Raw genomic sequence first — 22,395 nt, forward strand, 5'->3', positions numbered from 1 at the left:
GTCGAATGTTTGTAGTTCTTATCAGTGTCATTATTGTATTGGCCATTTTATTGATTTTAGTCATTCTGGGACAAAATTCAAAAGGAGGGGTTGGAGCCGCTTTTGGCGGGAGTGCCTCACAGATCATGGGCGTTACCAAGACAGGAAATATATTGGAAAAAGCCACCTGGGTATTGGCTATTGCCATATTGGTACTTTCCCTGGGTTCATCGGCATTTCACCAAACCAGCAGTCCTTCGGGCTTTTCTTCTCCCAATGTAGAGAATGCGCAGCGTCAGATTTTGACACCTTCTTTTGATGAGGAATCGATTTTACCGGCAGAAGGGGGAGATGAAAACCCTGAATTGGAAAATTTACCCGATACCGTTGAGTAAAAGCATATTACAGCACGAAAAAGGCCTGATTTAATTTTAATCAGGCCTTTTTCATTTTACGATATTTTTATTTTAACCCCCAAAACATTGAAGAAAAGCTACATTATGATTAATTTAACGTTTTAACAACCATAATAATATCCACCAAATTCAAAATTTATGTTTGAAAATCATCTATCAATGGAAGATATCGGGGCAGACAATTGGCCAAATATCATCCTATGGGCCGCTCCTGTCATGTTTATTCTCGTCTTTGTCGAGTGGGGTATCAGCTTGTATCAGAAAAAGGACACCTATGACAAGAAGGATTTTCTGGCCGCCACGACGATAGGCCTGGTAAACGTAGGTATTAGTGCGCTGTTGAAAGTATTTACCTTTGGAGTAGCGTTATTTTGCTGGAATCTGGTACCCTGGAAGATTCCGGCTTCAGCATGGTCTTTTGTCGCCTGTTTCTTTGCCATAGACTTTGCCCGCTATTGGGCCCACCGTGTAGCACACGAACAACGATTCTGGTGGGCTACACACATTACCCATCACAATTCCTCCAAATACAATTTCTCAGTCTCCTTCAGGTTGGGATGGACACAGCACATCAAAATCATCTTTTTTGTTCCTGTGATGCTTATGGGCTTTGATCCTTTTGTGTTCTTTATCTGTCACCAGATTGCCGTATTGTACCAATTCTGGATCCATACCGAATACATTAAAAAACTGCCGCGTCCGATAGAGTTTTTCTTCACCACTCCTTCTCATCACCGCGTGCATCATGCCAGCGATGCCCATTATCTGGATAAAAATTATGGTTCTACATTTATCATTTGGGATCGGATCTTCGGTACATTTATGGCAGAAAAGGAAAGGCCTACCTATGGCATCACCAAACCCGTCACTTCCTATAACCCCATATACCTTAATTTCCACGAATGGTCTGATATCGTCAAAGACCTTAGAAAAGCTAAAAACAGGAAAGAAGTTTTTCAGATCCTGTTTGGAAAACCGGGAGATGAGGTGATCAAAAACCGGGAACTCCGCGAAAGGGCCGAGAAAGAAGCATCAACATCCGATGTGGTGACCAACAATTCTCCGGCTCCCACTCCGGTATTGATGAGCAATGAAAACTCCCTGTTGAAAAAAGAGGATTAGTATTGAATGCCGGAATCTCAGAGAAATTGCCATAAAAAAAGGAAGGTTACCCTTCCTTTTTTTATGGCTCTACATGCCGGAGCAACAGGCGCTTGCTGACGGGAACAAGACTTTCTTCCAAAGGCACATGTTGACTGGTTTCAATTTTCCAGGTCGAAGGGTTGGGGAGATCCCTGAATTTTCTGATCAGGTCCATTTTAATTTTGTCATAGGTTTGTACGAGGCTCCGCCTGACGGCTGCCACGAATTTAAGCGCAATACCCCGAAACCTGTCCAGGCTGTTTTGGAACAAATTGATCTGATAACGGTAGATAAAAACCTCCCGGGAATGGGCATAAGCCAATAATGCATAGCCTTCTTTCTGGTAGAGGGGGCTAAGGCCTATTGGCTCAATGTCCAGGTGGCTTTCTATAAAATCATAGATGCTTTTACCTTCTTCTATCTGCTTCCTGATCCTGGGCAGCGAAAAGCTCACAATGTCTCCCAACTCCTTCATGACATCGTCTTCTTCCATTTTATTTTTATAGGAAATTTTGAATTTTTCAAAATCAATTCCTTCGACGTTTTTGGGAAATGCTAGTTTTAACTGGTGTCGGTTTTTATCAAGGTGACTTAACTTTTCGTGATGAGCGATCAATTCCGATAATGGCGGATACAATTTCACGGCTTTAAATTTTTCCTCCACGCCCTTAAGATAGGCAAGCAATAGGTATTTCTTGTACTCAAAGTCGATCCAGCCTTCCGAAATCCAGTTTTCCGATAATTTTTCCATAGGTCAAAGCTTTTAAAATAAAGACAGAAAATACGAAAATGTGGCATGGCATGCAATACCATTCAGCAAAATTGACAGAGTAAGAAAATCTGCCTGCCCGGCGGCCTGTCAGGTTGGAGTCAGAATCAGGACTTTCTGTCAGGAAAGCGATCTGCTGGTGAATTGGCACAGAAAGTGTAAATAAGTTTTCCGTATTACAGAAATCAAACTTTAAAAATAACTCAATTAAAATGTCTAAAGTTAACATCCAACCCTTAGCAGACCGGGTTTTGGTAGAACCCGCTGCTGCAGAAGAAAAAACAGCTTCAGGACTTTATATCCCTGACACTGCCAAAGAAAAACCACAGAAAGGTACTGTAGTGGCTATAGGAAACGGTAAAAAAGACGAACCGCTTACGGTTAAAGTTGGCGACACTGTTTTGTATGGCAAGTACGCAGGTACCGAACTATCTGTGGAGGGCGCTGATTATCTGATCATGAGAGAGGCGGACATATTCGCTATCCTGTAAGTATCCTTTAATCAAGTTTAATTAATTCAAACGAAAAAACTTTAAAAAATGGCTAAGGAATTATTTTTCAATACCGATGCAAGAGACCGTCTGAAAAAAGGAGTTGACGCACTTGCAGATGCAGTAAAAGTAACATTAGGTCCAAAGGGTAGAAATGTCATTCTGGACAAAAAATTCGGTGCTCCTACTATCACCAAGGATGGGGTCACCGTCGCGAAAGAAATTGAACTGGAAGATGCGATCGAAAATATGGGCGCTCAACTGGTAAAAGAAGTTGCTTCCAAAACTGCTGATGATGCCGGAGACGGAACTACCACTGCCACCGTACTGACGCAATCCATTTTTTCTGTTGGTATCAAAAACGTGGCTGCCGGTGCCAATCCAATGGACCTGAAAAGGGGCATAGACAAAGCAGTAAGCTCTGTGGTAGAAGAACTGAGAAAGGCTTCTAAGCAAATCTCTACTTCCAAGGAAATCGCTCAGGTAGGAACCATTTCTGCAAACAATGACGAAGAGATCGGTAAGATGATCGCAGATGCCATGGAGAAAGTAGGCAAAGATGGTGTGATCACAGTAGAAGAAGCTAAAGGAACCGAAACTGAAGTCAAAACTGTAGAAGGTATGCAGTTTGACAGAGGCTATCTCTCACCCTATTTTACTACCAATACGGAGAAGATGGAGGCCGAATTAGAGAATCCTTACATTCTTATCTATGACAAGAAGATCTCGGCGATGAAAGAATTGCTACCGGTATTGGAGCCAGTTGCCCAATCCGGAAGACCTTTGTTGATCATTGCAGAAGACGTAGACGGTGAGGCACTGGCCACACTGGTCGTTAATAAAATCAGGGGTGCACTGAAAGTGGCTGCTGTAAAAGCTCCTGGCTTTGGTGACCGCAGAAAAGCCATGCTCGAAGACATCGCTACCCTCACCGGAGGTACCGTGATATCAGAAGAGAGGGGGTACAAGCTTGAGAATGTTACCATCGATTATCTGGGTTCTGCCGAGAAAATCAACATCGATAAGGACAACACTACCATCGTAAACGGTGCAGGCGAGAAATCAGCTATTGAAGGCCGAATCAACGAGATCAAGAGCCAGATTGAGAAAACCACATCCGATTACGATCGCGAAAAACTTCAGGAAAGGCTTGCTAAGCTTTCCGGAGGCGTAGCTATCCTGTACATCGGTGCAGCTACCGAAGTGGAGATGAAAGAGAAAAAAGACCGTGTGGATGATGCCCTGCATGCAACCCGCGCAGCGGTACAGGAAGGTGTAGTCGTAGGCGGTGGTGTAGCGCTTATCCGTGCCGCATCTGCTTTGGAAAAACTCAAAGGTGCAAATGAGGATGAAGACACCGGTATAAATATCATCAAGCAAGCGGTAGAATCCCCTCTCAGAACCATCGTTTCCAACTCCGGTGGCGAAGGATCTGTCGTCATCAACAAAATCCGGGACTCCAAAGGTGATTATGGATACAATGCCAGAACAGATAAATTTGAAGACCTGTTTGGTGCTGGTGTAATCGATCCTACCAAAGTGACCAGACTTGCTCTTGAAAACGCAGCCTCTATTGCTGCCCTGCTGTTGACTACCGAATGTGTGGTGGCAGACATCAAAGAAGAAGCCCCTGCCGCTCCACCAATGGGTGGCGGAGGAATGGGTGGAATGATGTAATCCATTTCAAAAGAAAGATAAAAAAAGAGGGAAAGTTTTTAAAGCTTCTCCCTCTTTTTTATTTTTAGCCTCCATCATATACAAGTATTTTGATCAAGTATAGCTTGATTTCGCTTACAGTGATTATTGCAAAAAATGGGGAGAATATTTTAATACTGGAATTATAGTGTTAAATTTCTGGAAATAGTGTGTGATAGGAGAGATAAGATATTATTTAAAAAGTCAATGTACCCTTTCGATTTAATTGTTTTAATTGATGATGACCCTATTAATAATTTAATCAATAAACGGTTGATCAACAAGTTAAATTTAACCCCAAAAACCATTGAATTTTTAGAAGCAGAGCAGGCCCTCGAATATTTAAAGAACCCCGATCTGGAGAAAAAAGTATTGATCCTGGTCGATATCAATATGCCCGTCATGAATGGCTGGGATTTTTTAAGTCAGTACGTGGAGCTTGAAAACCAGCGAAACGACAGGATCATCATGCTTTCCAGCTCCATTGACTTCCAGGACCGGCAGAAATCCAAAGAGTTTCCGTTTGTAAGTGGGTTTATCGAAAAACCACTTACCCACGAAAAGCTCGAAACGTTTATTTGATCAATTTTTTCAACCAAATAAAGCCTGGTGCAGGCCATTAAGAACTGAAAGCCTCCTCAAACTATATTAGCGAATATACAGGTATCCTACCCTACCCGGATACAGTTTGAAATACCGAATTCCCGCGCATTGGCCCTTATACTGATGGACAGAAAGCGGCTACTTTATCAAACGAAGCCATCTGGCACCATGTGCTTCCAACAGCACTGGACGACCTAAATCCAATATTTCACCCGATACAGCATCTTCCATGCGGGTGTATTTTATCCCTTTGATCTCCAATTGGCAGGCTACAGATGAACCCTCTTCATTCATCAAAAAATAGTGGTCTACTTCCGGTCCGGCCAGCCTGTAAACTATAGCCTGATCGGTAGAGATTGTTGGTACAGCCCCCAACGCTGTGAGTAAGCCGCTGAGAAAATCTTCTGCCGGAAAATTACCTCTGTTGAAGCAGGACCGGCTTGCTTCAAAGCCGATAATGAGCGCCTCTCCCCTGCCTTTTTTCATCTGTGTTACCGCTGGTTTGCCATTGTCAAAATATTTCAACACTTTGGCTCCCTCCACCCGCAGGTCTGCTATTGAACCTGTAAGTTCCCGCCCGTCTATTTTCCAATTCCTATTGATCCCCGAATACTGGTATTCTCTGAGCACAGTGCCAAATAACTTTGCAAAGGGAGAATCGGAGCCTCTGGGAAATAGGGCAGAATAGGTATCCATCCATGCGCCTGGCATATCCATGACCAGTCTGCCACCTTCATGAACGTACTGCTCCAGCAGGGGAAGCAGTTCCTGATTCAGTGCCAGAACAGCCGGCAAATAAAGGATCGGATACCTGCCGGCAAGGCCTTCCCTGATATCCTCCGGATTGACAAATTCAAAAGGAATGTCCTTATTGATGAGTGCCCTGCTGAGCCCCACCCTGGCTTCCATAGGCCGGTACCTCAGACTATCCTGTCCTTTTATGGAAAGTGCCGTCCAAATCGCCTCATTGTCCCAGTCAAACAGTATGCCTACCTGGGGTTCTTTGTGAAGGGACCAGATCTCATCCCGGAATTTTTGCATGGCCCGGGCAATTTTACCTACTGCAATGGCCCTTTCGGTGATTTCGTTGTGATGATCCAGAAGGGCATATTCACCCACCTCTGCTCCGGCAGTTCTTACAGACCAACTCCACAGGCCCCAACCCTTAAATCCGGCCGCCAGCATGCTGAGCGTAAATTGCTCCATCTCCGGCGCATCTACGGTAAATCCCTTATTGTTCTGACCAAACTTCTCACCGCCAAATTGCTGGGGACCCCCGGTAGTCTCCCAACCACCAGTCCAGCCACCTTTAAACATATCGTTGATGTAGCTCGCCTGTACATATACCATTGGACCCAGCTCATCACGTACCTGATCAAAATGCCAGGTGAAGTGTATGGAAGGATAAAAGGAACCAGCATGCCTCATGGCATCGGCAATACCAGGAAAATTAACCCCAAAATAAGCATGGGGCCTGAAAAGGCCCAGTTCGCCTCCTGCCCGGTAGGGAGCATCCGGATCTATGGCGTGAAATTCCCGGACCCTCTGCTCCAGGGTTTGAACCCCATAATCGGCCTTAAACCTGAGCATGTCCCGGATGATGCGCAATTCCCTGTGGTTATGGTTTTCCCATCTCCTTTCAAAATCATCCCAGGATTCAAAAGCTTTGCCGCCGGCAGCCAGTCCATGATGGTGCTGGTTATAGGCATGGTTTAACCGCTCAATGGTTTTATAATTCTCTTTGGCCCAGCCTGCAAATAACTTTTTGCCTGCTTCGCTTAAATCCAAACCCCGCTCCCCCACGATGGGATCATAGGCCGAACTGGAACCACGAAAAGCCTCCCTGCTTCCAGTTTTCCTGTAATGGGCCCCATAGGTTTTTATCCGCCCCTTCAACACCTCCATTTGGTAAGCAATCATCTCCGGATGCGACCGGATCTCGTCCAGGGGTAAATCTTGCTCAATATCCAGATTTTTCAGCAACTCATCGGTAATGGGTTCCCAGCCACCTTCACCATACCACCAGGGTATCAATCCTTCTTCCAAAGCGATCAACTGGATTTCTTCATGATTCCAATCCGGCAGGGTCATGATCTGCTTCAGGTTGGTAAATCCGAGGTCTTTCATCTTTCTGAAATGCTCGCGTATCTCCTTCTCTCCCTCACCGGGTCGCTGTATGTACACCACTCCTGCAGGAACCGGGGCGATCTTTCTGAATTTCCGCTGCATGGGTGAGTCGTTTCTTTTGTCATAAAGCTCATGCAAAAAATCATGCTCTTCCTGAGCGATAGCAGGTAAAATTACAAGAAGCTGAACCAGGGTCAGCAGCCACAGTATGAGCGGTGGAAAACTAAGGTTGTACGGTGTTCTCATTGAGTTTGGGATTAAATAATGGAATTTCAAGGGACCCTACCTGGACGTTCGTTTCAGTGCTTATCACCCTGGGCTGTTGTCTACCGGGTGCCTGCAATACCAGGAGGACTTTGCTGTTGCCGGCGATGGGGATGTCTATGGCTGTGCTGTGGGAATAGGCTTGTCCCTGCCAGAGAATGCCCGGGTTCAAACGGCTGGTATTGCCCCCATACCGAATGCTGGTTTTAGCAAGGGATAACGGTTTAGCGGTATGCAGGACTTTGGTCTGAAGGGTAAATCCTGTGGGTGTTTGGATCAAAAACCCGTCTTCCAACAAGGTGACCTGGTTAAATTCAGGGGTATTCAATCGCCATATCCTTCCATTGACTGAATAATCCTCTACCAAAAACACAGCCTCTGCCCCGCTCTCCTCGTCATAGGCCACAGTAAATTTTCTAAGATGCTCCTCTACACCCATGCTGCTGCCGCTACCCAGCGCATGACCCGATCCCTGCCCCTCAAAGGCAAAGTCCACAAGTTTTCCTGCACTATTGTCCCCTTTCTCACTTTCACCAGGCCTTTTTGTAAAAAGATTGGTTTGACCAGCCACCAATCCTGTCCTACCTGCTCCGATTGCCAGGGGCACTCCGCCGCCAATAATTCTGAAAGTGTTCACGTCAGGGCCCTTATGACCGGCTATTCTTTTTTGGGAAACATTAAACAGGGCTACAATATCCTCAGGACCCTCAAAGGATTTCCTGAAAACCAGCAGCCCCTGTGTGGTATCGGCATGGTTTAACCAATCCATGTTTTCCGGATTTTCGGACTTCAGGTTTCCCCTATCATACAATACACTGTATAGTGATTTTTCTCCCAGGTAGTCATGCATCCATTTGATGGCCGGAAGTTGGGCATTCGGATAAAGCCTCAGCCCCATGGCCAGCAATCCATCACCGATATTGAGATTGTCATCCGAAAGATCAGGTTTGACCCCTTTGATGCCATCTCTAACCGGAATATTTACCATGGAAGAAGCCATTGCCTTCAGGGAATGTATGGCCTGAGGAGCAAAGGTGTCTAATACGGGATAATCCCTCCCTTGCCTGTTTTGAAATGCAATCAGGGCAGGACCAATAAATGACCAGTTGTAGATATGGTATCCGATACTCTCTGCATTCCAGCCCTGAGCGTATATGTTTTCATTCAGGTGATCAATCAGCCTTTTGGAAGCATCCCAGATCAGTGGGTCGGCAATGGAGCGTGAATCCGGATCAGGATTATCCCAGACCAGGGCAGCAAAAAGTACGGCCCCCCACCTTACTCCCATCCAGTTACTGACCAGGCTGTAATTGGCCTCGAATCCCATGCTGGCCTGGGTGGTATACATGGTTTTGTACAGTTGCCGGTTGACAAGGTTCCTGTCCTGCTGCTCCCAGGCCGGATAGCAAAAATCGTAGGTGATGGCCATTGATCGCAGCACCGCAGCCTTGGTAAGCCCCCGGGCTACCGGATTGTCAAAAATTACTTTGTCTTCAAAAACCTGCTCCAATTGCTGCAAAGCTTCCCTGGCCCAGCTATCCTGCCCGGTCAACACATAAAGCAAAGCTTGTAGCGCTGCCAGCTCCGCTGCTTTCCTCGCGTCGAAGGACGATAGCGACTGTATTTCACTGCTCAGGTCGCTTTCCCGCTGCATCCACTCTTCCAGTTGCACCTGATAGGCCTCTGATTGCATTTTTTCACGGATCAATGGTAACTCATCCGGCAAAATCAAACCCCTGGGATGTATACCAGTGGCAGTTTTACCCTCCAATTTAGCAGTGCTGATCAACCAATCCAGGCTATTGTCCTGAGCCTGAGCAGATGAAGTGCGGAATACACAAAGACCAACACACAAGATGCAACAAAAAAGCACAGAAGCATTCACCCGATTTGGGTAGGGTTTATTTTTCATAGACTATATTTTTTTCATTCATGTTTACCCGGAAAGAGTCACCATTCATCTCAATTGACAAAGCACCGTCTCCGGTATTCAGTACCGGAGAGGTGTAGCCTCCAGCTGGGTTCCAGTGGTCAAAATCCAGGGCTTTACCGTTTATTTTTCCCTCAGGCCTCAAGCCAAGGTCATTGTAGTACATCTGCAGCCGATCACCCTTGAGGTTATGGTAATCCAACATTTTTGTTTTCGGATCCTTGCGGATAGTACTTCTGCTTGCAAATCTGTCAGCAAATTCCGCAAAGGAACCAAAATCTGATTTTTCATACACTTCCAAGGCGTAACCTGAAAAACTGTCCGCAACTACTAGGACATGGTATTGCTCCAGTATTTTTGATTTGCCGCTCAGTTCCAGATGTTCAGGAGTACTGAGCAGGTAGTAGGATTGGGAAAAAGGGACGATGCCCAGGAAGGTCTGACCGGTTTTCAGCATAATTTTATGGTCCCGTTCGATGATGTCAACACCTCCCCTGGGAATAAAAAGCCAGCAGGCAGCCTGTAATCTGGCCTTCTCCCACCAGTCCGCGAGTGTGGATACATCGTCCAGCTCCGGTACAGGCAGCGCCACCAGTGGTCTGGCACCGATTGAAGCCCTGGAAGAGTATTCGTCCGAGGGATTTTGAGGAACCTCACCGGTAGGAGCAGCAGCGACCAGTAGCGTACTTTTATGTTGTATGGTTTGGGTGTAGGGACTATGCCCTGTCGGACCCAAATGATAGGGTTGGCCGCCCCCAATCGTTTTTGGCCCTTTATCGGTCTTAATTACAAGAGACCACAGCACTTGTTGATTGGGATTATCGAGTTTGGTCTGTGAAATACTCCCTATTCCAAAGCTGCGGCTTCCATAGAAATATTCCTGCCCGAAATCAGACCGGTCAAGATGATAACTGGGTCTGGATACCTTCAGGACAAAGGGAAGGGGAAACCGTTTGTGGTACAGGTCCCAAATAAATTTTGCAGGCCGGTATCCACTGGTAAGTTGATGGACCGATGGTTTATGCGCGGGAGGCTGGGTGTTTCCAAACCAGAGGTGAAGCATACTACTCAGTTCACCACCTGCATTCATCGGCTGGGGAGCCCTTTTCTGGGCACCCGCGATTGCTCCATCATAGGCTTTTAGGGCAACGGTTGCCAGGAAATAATCCAGAATCCCTTTAGCCAGTTCTTTTGAAGTATTATTCCTGGCAAAATCATAAACATTCATCAGGGCTTCCAGACTGTGGGGATAATAGATTTCGGCATCGTATTCTCCATTTCCAGTTTCCAAAAGCTTCTGATAAAATGTCCGGAAGTGCATCTCCATCAGGGAATCTACTTCCTGAACCGGCCAGCCCGAAATCAATGCGGAATCCGGAAAGTGTTGGGCATAAAGCCATGCAGCAGTCCTCCACATGATTTTATGATTTTCAGTACCTCCATCCTTCGGATTACCTCCCAAAAGTTCTCCCGGCTCTCCCACCAGATTATGAGGGGTAGAAAGTGGTGCATATTTTCTGTATCCATCCGATGGTCTGTCGTTGGCAGCATAGGAGGCAACTGCATGCTGGAATTTTTTGTGCCAGTCGGGTGCCATGTAATGCCCCAGCAGGGGATAGAACCTGGCCCAGTTTTTTGCGGCGAAATGGTATTGTTGCTGAAGGTTTCCTGGTATGGACAGCCATGCTTTGGTAAGGTCATCACCCGGTGTTGTCAACAGACGAGCTATGGCAGGAATCAGGTCCTTTTTCAGCGCATCTCCTCCAAAGCGCCCAATCTGTCCGTCCCCGGCTCTTTCCTTCGGGCCAAAGTACCCGGTAGGTCCTTGCGTCAATGCCCTACCGGTATAAGGCGAATATACCGTTTCTCCCTCCAATGCCCAGGTTTTAAAAGGAAGACCGGTATCCGGACAGGTAGCCGTACCCTGCGAACGCTGCCCGAAAGGTTCTTTCGCAAGCTGCTGTACCATACCCGCTGATCGTTTCTGAAACCCGGACTCATCAGGATAACTATCCAATTCCCAAAGCTGCTGTGCACTGCCCGCTTCGACAGAAAGCATCATCCATAAAAAGCAAAAGAAAAGGCTGCGAGCAACCCTTTCTTTTGTACCATTTTCCATAGCTTAATTGCTGATATTGGGGTTAAGGTCAACTTCATTTTGCGGGATAGACTGCCAGGTGCGGGAGGTCCAGGAAATGCCTCCTGTGCCCCTGTCGCCGTTTGGAATATCCTTTTCAAGTGCCTGCAGATAATACAATCGGTCATCTTCAAAAACCAATTCTTTCATTCGCTCTACTTCTATGATCTCCTCAGACATGGGACCGGTATAATCGTCCAGACCGGCCCTGTTTCTGACTGCATTTAAATCCTCCCTGGCTCCTTCAGTGTCTCCCCGGGAAAATCGCAAAAAGGAACGTGTCAGATAAGCCTCAGCAGAACGCATTAATGGCAGGCTTGAGACCCTGTTGGAGGCTTCCGGCTCACCGGCCCGGTACCATTTATGGCCCCATACTTCCCGCTGGCTCAGCCCCTGATAAGCAGGCCGCGGATCCTCATTTGCGCCGAAGGAAATGAACAACTGTGCGTAACGTTTGTCGCCCATCGCTTCCTCGTGGTTGTCCCATCCGGTGACAGACTTGAAATGCTCGCTCAGAGACATGATTTGGTTGTTATTGAACCGGTCAGTGAGGTTCCACCTTCCATTTGGATCGGAATAACCCAGCCAACGGGAGATCACAGGAGGTTTCCAATTCGTTTGGGGACCCGAAGTAACGTACTGAAATACGACTTCATTTCCCTTTACCCCAAATTGGTCTTTATTCCAGGCTTCAATAGGGTCTTCGTTTAGGGGATACCTACCGGAATTGAGGATTATATCGGCATGCTCTTCGGCCTGCTGCCAGTTTCTCATTTGAAAATTAACCCGCATGGCCAGGAAATGAGCTGCCATTCTATCCTGGCGATCCACAAAAGCAGGTGGGTCACGGTCGGGATCGTATTGTTCAGGAAGTAAAGCGATGGCCTGCTCCAGGTCAGCCAAAATCTGATCGTAGACCTGCTGGACCGTGGCAGGAGCAGGATTATCAAAAGCCGAATTGGGTAACCGGTTTTTGATGATAATAGCAGGTGCATCATTGTCAGCCCCATAGGGAGGGGCAAAGATCCTCACCAAATTGAAGTTTACCCAGGCACGGAGCCAGTAAGCCTCACCGAGAATCCTAGGCGTCCAATGGCTTTGCTGGTCATCAAAAGGTCCGTTTCTTTCTATCCAGTCAATTACAGCATTGGCAGCCAGCAACACCGCATAACCTGCATTCCAATTTCGGGTAGGCTGGGAATGGGTATTGTTGGAAAAATCCCTGCCATACCAGTCGATGGCATCTTGTCCTACTACACCCAGCTCATCCATTAATTTGCCTACATCCGAAATGGTGGCAGAATAAATGGCCTGGTTGCCATGGATACCCTGAAAACCACCTGATCCTCCTGCCACCCACAGGGCCCGGTTTACCAATTGCTCCAAATCCTGCGTATTTCTGGGATCAGCAAAACCATTCGATACCACCCCCACGTCTTCCAGCCATTGATCTTCACATGACCAGCATAAGGTAACAAGCAGTAATAAGAAAGCCTTAAATTTATAACTATAGCATTTTATCGTTTTCATGTTCTTTCTATTTTAGGTTTAAAAAGTAAATGAAACTCCTCCTGTGATGGTTCTCAATTGAGGGAAGGGTGCTCCACCAATAAATCCCTGCTGCAGGTTCCTGTTTTGCCTGTTGGAATCAAAATTCGCTACTTCGGGATCAAAACCATCGTAGTCTGTAAAGGTCAGTAAATTTGTAGCGTTGACGTAAACCCTGCCCCCTTTGATCCTGGCTCTGGATAGCAGGCTGGCAGGGAGGGTGTAACTTAGCTGTACATTTCTCAAACGGATAAAAGAGCCATCCTGTAGGTACAGGGAGGTAGATCCTGGTCTTGCAATGGGCTCATTTTCCCGGGTTCGCTTGAGGTAACTTTGCCTGGGTAATTCCGCGTTTCGGTTCTCCGGAGTCCACATCCGGTCCTCCAGGTCAGCTCTGAAATTGCTTCCCCCGGCTACTTCCACCCGGTTATCATCATACAGGTAATTTCCTCCCTGAAATGAAAAGAAAACCGTCAGGTCCAATCCCTTGTAGGAAAAAGTATTTTGAAATCCCCCAAAATAAGTTGGCAGACCACTTTTTCCCTGCAATTCTACCCGGTTTTGCTGGGCAGCAGCAGGCGTGGCCAGGATGGTTTCTCCCGTCTTTTCGATAATTCCGGTCTCATTGAAAAGATCCTGATTGATCTCATAAATGTATTCATATCCTGTTTCCGGATCGATAAAAGCGTGTTCAGCCATAAAATAGGTACCCAGACGATTTCCGGTTCGGGTAATGGTGGCGCCCTGAACGATACCCAGATTGTTTTCATCAAGCCTGGGCACCAGACTCATCACCCTATCTTTGACCAGGGTCAGATTCACTTCAGTCCTCCAACGGAAACCACCTGGAGAATCTATATTGACGGTATTGAGCGAAAATTCAGCACCCCTGTTTCTGAGATCACCGATATTTGTCCATATGGCCGAGCTACCCAGCAATATACCCTGGGAAGGAGGAATGGGGTTGAGCAACAACATGTTTTTGACATCCTGTTGATAAAACCCAATTGAGCCGCTCACCCGGGATTCGAAGGCTTCAAAATCCAGCGAGGCGTCGACAGTATTGATCTCTTCCCATTGTATATCCGGGACGCCAATGACGCTCTGGACAATACCAGAACCAAAGGAATAAGCCGGCCAGGTGACGTAGCGGTTTTCGAGCACATTTGGAATGTCAGCATTGCCCGTCCTGCCAAAACTGGCTCTCAACTTCAGAAAATTCACTGGGCCCAGATTGCTGGCAAAGTCCTCTTCGGAGATGATCCAACCAGCAGACAGGGCAGGAAATTGACCGTATCGGTTGTCCCTGCCAAAAACGGAAGCACCATCCCGGCGGAAACTGGCCATGGCATAATATTTTTCCTTGTAGTTATAGTTTAATCTTCCAAAATAACTTTGAATGCGAAAATCCGGAAAAGTTCCTGTTACCAGGGAAATGACGTTGTTTCCGGCAGTCTCTCCGATATTGATATCCGAGGATACCAGGTTTTCTGCTCTTGCGTCGGTACGAAAGAAATTCCGGCTTTGCCGTTCCGCTCCAGCTACAATGGTAAATTGATGGTCTCCCAATTTTTTTCTGTAGGTAGCATAGGCATTCAGGTTGAGGTTATTACGCAATACATTTCCCACCTCTCCGTAGCGCGAAATTCTTATCGCATCACTTACATGGTAGGTGGACTTGGTGTACCAGGTATCTATAGAGCCTTCTGCCCGCAAACTCAAGCCGTCGACGGGAGAAAATTCTACAAATACACTACTGATGTTCCGGTAATTTTCGGCTTTATCGTGATAATTGGATGGCAGGTTGGCCACAATGGGATTTCTTCCTCCAAACGGGTCAAAATAACTGCCATCGGCCATGAACACCGGTAAAACCGGCACCGCTCCTCCCAGTGCCGCACCATATCCACCGCGATTTCCCCGATCCGGTCTACCACCGTTAGGATTGGCTTCGTTGGATCCGCCGAGCTGACCCTGCTGGTTTTCAAAGTAATTAAAGTTCGTTCGGATACCGGTCTTCAGGTTGTCCAGTACTGAAAAATCGAGGTTTGCCCTTACTCCGTAAGTTCTCAGCCGCTGAGCATTCATGAGTCCTTTATGATCCTGATAACGCAGAGAAATAAAATAGGAAGATTTCTCGTTTCCGCGGGTAGCCGAAAGGTTTACATCCTCAATGGATCCCTGCCGCCATAGCGGAGAGAGCCAGTCCGTGCCCCCGGAAGCAGCTACCTGCTCTACCATTTCCCGGGTAAGGTATTGATTGGGTGTATCGATAAATGAACTCACCAATCCGCCATCTACGACGGGATCCCAGGGACGGTCAAAACCATCATTGGCAAAAGACTGGTCCACCATTCGCAACCATTGGCCACCATCAGCCATTTCTACCATATTGGCCGGTTCCTGTACGCCATAGCTATAATTAAAATTTACACTGCTCTGTCCTTCCTTGCCGGATTTGGTAGTGACAAGGATTACGCCGTTAGCCCCTCTGGAACCATAGATGGCGGTGGCTGCGGCATCTTTTAGAATCTGGATGTCCTCAATATCTGCCGGATTGATGGCCATAAAGGAATTGATGCCCCCCTGCCCCGTAAGCTCCTGCGTCAGGGGAAAACCGTCTACTACAATCAAGGGCTCCGAACCTGCAGAAATAGATGAGGTCCCCCGGATCAGAATCCTGGATGGAGCGCCCGGAACTCCGCTACCCTGATTTACCTGCACGCCGGCTGCCCGGCCTTGAAGGGCTGCATCAAAGGAAGGTACCTGCACTTTCGCCAGGTCCTCTCCCTTTACGGAAGAGATATTTCCGGTAACTTCTCTTTTGATCTGACTGCCATAGCCGGTTACGACTACCTCCTGCAGGTAATTGTCTTCGGGCCTGAGCGTGATGTTAAATTCGGCCCTGCCTTCCAGATTGATGCGTTCTCGCTGAAAACCGATAAAGGAAAATATCAAATATCCAGTATCGGGTGTTTCCAACGAAAACTTTCCGTCCAGATCTGTGACCGTGCCGGATGAAGCTCCCTCTACAAATACCGTGACGCCCGGTAAGGGTTCACCGGAATCATCCCGAACAGTTCCTGTGACGGTTTTTAAATCATCCATTTGGGATGTGTTCTTGTCTTTGGTTTTGGGCTTTGTACTTACCGCAACTGTATTGTTGATTTGCTTGAATTGCAGGTCGGTCTTTCCGGACACTTCACCAAGGATCCTGGCGACAATTTCTTCACCGGAGTTCAACTCAACCTTTTGTTTTAAATTTACTTTTTTGTCGTAGTAAAAAAACCTGAGTTCACTGTTGGTCTCAATGGTGTGAAAGATCTCCAGAAGGCTATGCTCGCCATCATCTATACGGACAGCAATTTCATCGATGCTTTTGACTTGCCCATTGGCTGTTCCCGCCAACACAGAGGCCATGGTAACTGCGAGAAATGCAAAGCCATACAGGACAAATTTGACAGACATAATTATTATGCGTAATAAATTTTTCATAATTTAGAACGTTAGATTAAACATAAATTCATGATTTTCCGGGAGCAACTGAGTTGAGAATCACGCTTGCTACCGGCTTGATGTTTGGTCTGTGGCCCGGACTGGAATGGCAAGTACCTTTCCGGGCCTGATTTTTCATAGGCAGATCGGTTAGAATTGTATCAATACTTGTTTTCCTTCAGATTCAAAGCTAAATTCTTCGGCAAACTGTATGGTCTGCAAGACATTAGTAAGGTTTTCATTATTTTTAAATGTACCCGAAAAGGTACCGCTTTTGGGATAATCTCCTTTGACGGTGACATCCACTCCATACCACCGCTCCAGTCGGGTAATCAGATCCAAAAAGGAAACCTGTTCAAAGTGCAGAACACCTTCCTTCCAAAACAGCACCTGATCCAGATTGGCCTGATATGGCAGCTGAATCTCCTGCGAGTTTTTATCCAGAGAAGTACCCTGGCCCGGCAGCAGATAAGCTTCATTTCCTGTACCGGACACCTCCGTTTTTACTTTTCCGCTTACCAGCGCCAGAAATACTTTGTCCTCCTCCGGAAAAGTCCTGATATTAAATGATGTTCCCAAAGCGGTAGTTAGCAGGGCGCCGGCTTCTACCCGGAAGGGGTGTAGCGTATCTTCGGCCACTTCAAAAAATGCCTCGCCTTCCAGAATGATGCTTCTGTCTGATTTGAAATTTTCCGGATACCTGATGCTGCTTTCTGCATTCAGGTAAACTTTTGACCCGTCGCTTAAATGAATGATGGTCTTTTTTCCAGATGGATTGGCCTTAGAAACCCATTGTACCTTACCTGCTGCCGGAGCATCAGACTGCAACTGGCTGGTATAAAAATAGAAACCCAACAGCAAACTTACTGTTGCTGCAACAGCATATTTAAAAAACCGATTTACATCCAATGTCCTCCGCTTGGCTGCGTTCTCCCCTTTTCGATGCAGAGAATCCAGGGACCTGATTTGCTGTAATACCTTCAACTTGAGTTCCTCAGACTTCCATTCCGGATATTCCTCCGCCTCGACATCAATGTCCTCCAAAAACATTTGGTCAAATTCTTTCGAGAAAAAATCGTCTGAGGAATCATCCTGAAGCCAGGCAGAAAGCATTTCCGCTTCTTCCTTACTCAAATTGGATTGTAACAGCTTCTTTAATAAGCCTTTATTCATACAGTAAAGTTGGACTTTACTATATACTAGCCCTCAGGGCCAGGAAATACTTGTCAAAAAAACAAAAATTACATTATTTTTAAATAACAGAGTTGAAATTTAATATAATCGAAAAAAATCTATCATTACTGTAGTAATTCGAAAAATCCCGTACCTGCCAGCCACAAGATTTTCTCGGTGTTGATTTTAGATTTAATGGCTCTGTTTGCCAGGTAAATTTGATTTTCTACTCTTCGTTTCGGGACATTCAGTCTGACCGCAATCTCGTCTACACTCAGATGCTCTTTGTTCTTCAATTCAAATACTTCCCGCTGACCGCTGGGCAAATTCCTGGCAATCCGGTAGACCCAACTGAGCAGGTCATTGATGATATAGCGGTGTTCATCCTCATCCCCTGGAACGTCAGGAACGGCACCATTTTCCAGTTGAACAAAAACCCTTTCCAGCAGCAACCTTTTTTTTCTCTTAATGATAAACGATTTGGCTATTTTGTAAATGTACGCATTTAGAGACAATTGCTCATTCAGGTCCTTCTTTCTTTGCCAGATCTTTAGAAATACTTCCTGTACGATACCCTCTGCATCCTGATGCGGTAAGCCAAACTTGCGGGAATACAGGTAAACCTTTCTGGCATAGTGATCAAAAAGGGCTGCGAATGCACGTTCATCTCCCCTTCTCAAAGACGAAACACATATTTCCCCGGCAGGTCTTAAATTTTCCATTTCAGGTCATTTTTGGGAAAGCACCTTCCAAAACTACCACTTATATCAGTATTTGCAAAAGGCCATTTCACTAAACAACCACTATTAAAGCTATAATTGTTTAAAAAAATTGTTGAATTTTCTGTGCAGTACCCCCATCAGTCTGCACCGGGATTCCAATAAAAGTTGATTTTATGTTCTTTTACACGTATGCTTACCCTTTCGCTGGGTTCTATTATTTCCCCATCTACGTGAAAGGGGGCTTTACCTGAGTTATAGATATCCACCTGGCTTGAAGACCAGACTTTCACAAAATCCAGATCCCCAAAATCTTCACGCATTACCGCATATGTCAGTTCAAGCCATTCCTGAAACCCATCTGGATTGATGGCGATAATTTCAAAAACACCATCGTCCATGCTGCTTCCGGGATTGATGGTGGCGCCGGTTCCATATTTTGATCCGTTGGCTACAATTAGCATTTTGGCTTCAATATCTTCGTTTTTACCTTCCAGACATACCCGGAATGGATACGGTTTTATTTCGAATAAACTGGATAGGGAGCTTTTAAAATATGCCGCCATCCCCCGTTCATCACCCTCTTCAAACTTTTTGATCATGCCTGCGTTCAGGCCAAAATCCGATAGGTGCAGGCAGGTCTGTCCATTCACATCCAGGAGATCCATACTTATCTGCTGTCCTTGCTGCAGGCTCTCCAGGCTGTCCTCCCAGGTTTCAATCCCCAGGCAGGTAGCAAGGCCATTGGCCGAACCAAATGGTACCGGCAGCAGGCTGCAGTTTTTATCCTTTACTGCCTCTGCTACCATTTTGATGGTACCATCTCCACCTCCCACCAGGATCAGATCATAGGACTTCTCCTCCAGCAATTCTCCTATCTTCCTTCCGTCGTCTTCCCCGGTTGTCTTCCACAGGGTATAATTTTCCAACTGATCACAGATAGAACGTACAATCTCGTCTTTGTCAGGAATATCTCCTGCGTAAGGGTTTAGTATAAATAAGGCATGTTGCTTTACCATATGGTTTATTGAATTGATAAAATTGGTTGAAATAGTTACAGGTATTCTTCCTATCTGTCAAAAATAAAGCATCAAACTCCAATCGAACAAATCAGGTGCCAAATTGATCAAAAAGATCTTTGTCGTTAAAGATTCATACACGCTTTGATTTTGGATTCTTTGCAATATCCAGTAAATCCAAACAGGTGTGCACCCCATTTCCCTGGCCCCCTGTGATAGGAAAGGCCCTGTTCGGGGAATATAAGCCGTTTTCGATATTCTATTATTGCGTCCGGAAAAATACGAAAAAAGCCGGCTCTTCTATGTGCCGGCCTGAAAAGGTGGATTTGTTATGATCAAAACATCTCTACCAAATGCTCAAACCATTTTCTTTTCTATCGGGACTACCAAATAAGTGGTAGACCAGCATCAGTTCATGGGTGGCATTGGGTAATAAATAGGACTTAACCATCGGCGTTTCATAAACATAGCCCAATCTGAACCCTTCAAACAGCACCCCTAGCTGGTAGCTGTTGGCATAATTCACCCGGTGGCCTCCTCCGATCCAAAGTTTGTCCATCATCAGCAACTTGACATTAAATTCTACATTATCCGGCAGGTCTTCCTGGGAGCGATACATCAGGTTGGAAGCCAGCATCATTTGCTTCCCTACCTTGCTGCGGTAGCCGGCCTGAAAAATATTGACCGGGGGCTTGCGGTCCATAAAGATATCTCCAGAGTTCAGGGCTCCTCCGTTAACGTTGTGCACTGCATAAGAAACATAATATTTTTCATGGGTCAATGCCAGCCCAAGGTTAAAATCCAATACTTCCATCCTTGCAAAGCCATTGGCATACTGCATCATCATCGGATCATTCCCCTGCTCTGCGGTAAGACGGCTGCCATCCAACCTCAAATGGTTGTAATTTACACCGGCCCCCAGGCGCAGGTTGGTAGATTTGTTGATCCGGATTCTTGAGGCATAGCTGGCGATCAATTCATTTTCCAAAAACGGTCCATATTGGTCTGAAAACAAGTTCACCGCCACTGCATTTTTTCCCAAAAGGGCAGCATTGGCATTGCCACCCAACTCGGCAAAGTCCAATTCTGCTGAAAAAAAGTAGGTTTTGGGAGCACCTTCCCAGCCTGCCCACTGGTTGCGGACCAGGCCCCTTAAGGTGGACCCCTCATACCCGGTCAATCCCGGGTTGTAGTAAGCTTGCAAATGGCTAAACTGAGAAGTATATTTCCGGGACTGCGCGTCTGCTCCGATCACAGCGAAAAATAGGATCGATATAGATAGGTAAAACTTTTTCATTTCCTTGGTTTTTTCTGGTTAAAAAAAACCGGCCTGCACGGGCAGGCCGGCATTAAATTTATTTTTTCAAAATATTCAACATCCCTTTTCTGGTTTCTCCGGTTTCCGTTACCTGAACAGTCCAATAATAGGTTCCTATCGGCAAGTCCACCCCTTCGAAGGTCCCATCCCAACGATGATCCGGATCCTGGGTATAGAACACCCTCTTGCCGCTTCTTTCAAAAACCTGGATCCTCACCCCCGAATAGTGCCGCAATTCGGGAACGCCCCAGCCGTCGTTGATACCATCACCATTAGGAGTGAAACTGTTGTACACATTGATATCGCGTACCGATTCCCGGATTCTTTTGATCTCCAGCAGGCGGTCCATCACGTTGCCATCCCTGTCTGTCACCCGGACCAACACCTCAAACGTGGTTTTTCCTTCTGCCCTTTCCGGGCTGTTCCAGTAGAGCTGGCCGGAGGAGATATCAAAGAACCTGTTGTCATGCAATCCTTCAGGCAATTCAAGGTGATGGATATCATCCACCGCATCGATCACTGCCAATTCGCCTATCTGCACCACCGCATTTGCTTCTTTACCTTCAAACTCATTGTTTGAAATCAGGAGGTTAGCCGGTGCTTGTTTTGGGTCGACTACCAGCGTCATTATTGCCTGCTGATTTTCCGGATTCTCGTGCACGTTGCCCAATTCCAGGGTACCTGTCAACGTGTAACTGCCGCTCGCTAACACGTCAACTGCTGATTTATCCCAGGTTACCGCCAGGTTGATGATTTCATCCCGGTCTGTTATCACCAGTACCGTGGCCGGCAGCTCCGGAATGGGTTCACCCCAATTCATATGGACAGGTGCCAACTCCAGCACATCTGTTACGACGATTTCAATGATCTCAAATTGGTTTCCTGTAAATTCAACCTGATAGTTTTTACCTGGATCCAGGCTGCCCTGTTGGATGGTATAAGTTCCCGGTGCTTCTCCTGGTTCCCTTTCCAGTTGGCCAGTCAAGACTTCATAGCCATCTCCTCCTTCAAACCCACTGGCCAGGTAGGTGAATTCCGGATCAGGATCCCCGAAAGTCTTGAACAAACCGCTGTCGGCTTCAACTTCCAGCGTTTTGGGGCTAACGTCCAGTTCACCAGCCACCAGCGTGATGGCGTAGTTATCGTCCGAGCCGCCGGTCAAGCTAACCGGATAGCTGCCTACGTTAGAGCTTAAGGTCGCAGTGGTGCTAATGCCAGGTTCGGTGCTTACTTCCGTATCTCCATTGACCAGACCGGTATAGGTGAAGGTCAGGCCTGGGTTTTCTTCCCCATACACTTTGGACTTGTCATCTGCCGTGATCGTCAGAGCCGCTTGCGTAACTTCCAGTTCACCCGCTACCAGCGTGATCGCATAATTATCGTCCGAGCCGCCGGTCAAGCTAACCGGATAGCTGCCTACGTTAGAGCTTACGGTCGCAGTGGTGCTAATGCCAGGTTCGGTGCTTACTTCCGAATCTCCATTGACCAGACCGGTATAGGTGAAGGTCAGGCCTGGGTTTTCTTCCCCATACACTTTGGACTTGTCATCTGCCGTGATCGTCAGAGCCG

The 22,395-nt window shown here is 46.6% G+C and carries 16 protein-coding genes; 5 read left to right on the top strand and 11 right to left on the bottom strand.

The window, feature by feature from the left end:
• Positions 1–5: 5 nt before the first annotated feature.
• Both secG and BUB19_RS13625 read left to right on the top strand, forming a co-directional pair.
• On the top strand, positions 6–374 hold the full coding sequence (secG, locus tag BUB19_RS13620) for a preprotein translocase subunit SecG (protein ID WP_073095104.1): 369 nt from the start codon (positions 6–8) through the stop codon (positions 372–374).
• Between the two features lie 159 nt (positions 375–533).
• Positions 534–1,517: a sterol desaturase family protein gene (locus BUB19_RS13625; RefSeq protein WP_073095105.1), complete on the top strand. Its 984-nt coding sequence runs from the start codon at positions 534–536 to the stop codon at positions 1,515–1,517.
• 61 nt (positions 1,518–1,578) lie between these two features.
• Here BUB19_RS13625 and BUB19_RS13630 read toward each other — a convergent pair whose 3' ends face one another.
• On the bottom strand, positions 1,579–2,289 hold the full coding sequence (locus tag BUB19_RS13630; RefSeq protein ID WP_073095106.1) for a hypothetical protein: 711 nt from the start codon (positions 2,287–2,289) through the stop codon (positions 1,579–1,581).
• A gap of 230 nt (positions 2,290–2,519) precedes the next feature.
• Here BUB19_RS13630 and BUB19_RS13635 point away from each other — a divergent pair, with 230 nt between their 5' ends.
• The 3 genes from BUB19_RS13635 to BUB19_RS13645 all read left to right on the top strand — a co-directional run bounded on the left by BUB19_RS13635 (position 2,520) and on the right by BUB19_RS13645 (position 5,075).
• Entirely contained in the window at positions 2,520–2,798 is a 279-nt protein-coding gene (locus tag BUB19_RS13635; protein ID WP_073095107.1) for a co-chaperone GroES, read from the top strand.
• A 48-nt stretch (positions 2,799–2,846) separates the two neighbouring features.
• Complete coding sequence (gene groL, locus BUB19_RS13640) at positions 2,847–4,475, top strand: chaperonin GroEL (protein ID WP_073095108.1); 1,629 nt, start codon at positions 2,847–2,849, stop codon at positions 4,473–4,475.
• Positions 4,476–4,700: 225 nt separating this feature from the next.
• A complete protein-coding gene (locus tag BUB19_RS13645; protein WP_073095109.1) occupies positions 4,701–5,075 on the top strand; it encodes a response regulator in 375 nt (124 codons plus the stop codon).
• Between the two features lie 159 nt (positions 5,076–5,234).
• Here BUB19_RS13645 and BUB19_RS13650 read toward each other — a convergent pair whose 3' ends face one another.
• The 10 genes from BUB19_RS13650 to BUB19_RS13695 form a co-directional block, all read right to left on the bottom strand.
• Positions 5,235–7,469: a beta-galactosidase trimerization domain-containing protein gene (locus tag BUB19_RS13650; protein WP_073095110.1), complete on the bottom strand. Its 2,235-nt coding sequence runs from the start codon at positions 7,467–7,469 to the stop codon at positions 5,235–5,237.
• Positions 7,447–9,399, bottom strand: coding sequence for a hypothetical protein (locus tag BUB19_RS13655; RefSeq protein ID WP_073095111.1), 1,953 nt, complete (start codon positions 9,397–9,399; stop codon positions 7,447–7,449). Before BUB19_RS13655 ends, BUB19_RS13650 begins: the two co-directional genes overlap by 23 nt.
• The gene (locus BUB19_RS13660) at positions 9,389–11,536 is read right to left on the bottom strand and encodes a hypothetical protein (protein ID WP_073095112.1); all 2,148 of its coding nucleotides are present in this window, start codon (positions 11,534–11,536) and stop codon (positions 9,389–9,391) included. Before BUB19_RS13660 ends, BUB19_RS13655 begins: the two co-directional genes overlap by 11 nt.
• A 3-nt stretch (positions 11,537–11,539) precedes the next feature.
• Complete coding sequence (locus tag BUB19_RS13665) at positions 11,540–13,084, bottom strand: RagB/SusD family nutrient uptake outer membrane protein (protein ID WP_073095113.1); 1,545 nt, start codon at positions 13,082–13,084, stop codon at positions 11,540–11,542.
• Between the two features lie 18 nt (positions 13,085–13,102).
• The gene (locus BUB19_RS13670; RefSeq protein WP_073095114.1) at positions 13,103–16,570 is read right to left on the bottom strand and encodes a SusC/RagA family TonB-linked outer membrane protein; all 3,468 of its coding nucleotides are present in this window, start codon (positions 16,568–16,570) and stop codon (positions 13,103–13,105) included.
• Between the two features lie 177 nt (positions 16,571–16,747).
• On the bottom strand, positions 16,748–17,770 hold the full coding sequence (locus BUB19_RS13675; protein WP_073095115.1) for a FecR family protein: 1,023 nt from the start codon (positions 17,768–17,770) through the stop codon (positions 16,748–16,750).
• A gap of 125 nt (positions 17,771–17,895) precedes the next feature.
• Positions 17,896–18,492 carry an RNA polymerase sigma factor gene (locus BUB19_RS13680; protein WP_073095116.1) on the bottom strand — a complete coding sequence of 199 codons (597 nt, stop codon included), beginning with the start codon at positions 18,490–18,492 and terminating at the stop codon, positions 17,896–17,898.
• Positions 18,493–18,629: 137 nt separating this feature from the next.
• Positions 18,630–19,508 (bottom strand): diacylglycerol/lipid kinase family protein, encoded by an 879-nt coding sequence (locus tag BUB19_RS13685; RefSeq protein ID WP_073095117.1) that lies wholly within the window; start codon positions 19,506–19,508, stop codon positions 18,630–18,632.
• 346 nt (positions 19,509–19,854) lie between these two features.
• Positions 19,855–20,805 carry a PorP/SprF family type IX secretion system membrane protein gene (locus tag BUB19_RS13690; RefSeq protein WP_073095118.1) on the bottom strand — a complete coding sequence of 317 codons (951 nt, stop codon included), beginning with the start codon at positions 20,803–20,805 and terminating at the stop codon, positions 19,855–19,857.
• A gap of 58 nt (positions 20,806–20,863) precedes the next feature.
• Positions 20,864–22,395, bottom strand: a 1,532-nt coding sequence (locus BUB19_RS13695) for an MBG domain-containing protein (protein WP_143156034.1), incomplete at its 5' end; no start/stop codon positions are given.

Origin of the sequence: Cyclobacterium lianum (genome assembly GCF_900143075.1) — a bacterium.
In the GTDB taxonomy this organism is placed as follows: Bacteria; Bacteroidota; Bacteroidia; order Cytophagales; family Cyclobacteriaceae; genus Cyclobacterium; species Cyclobacterium lianum.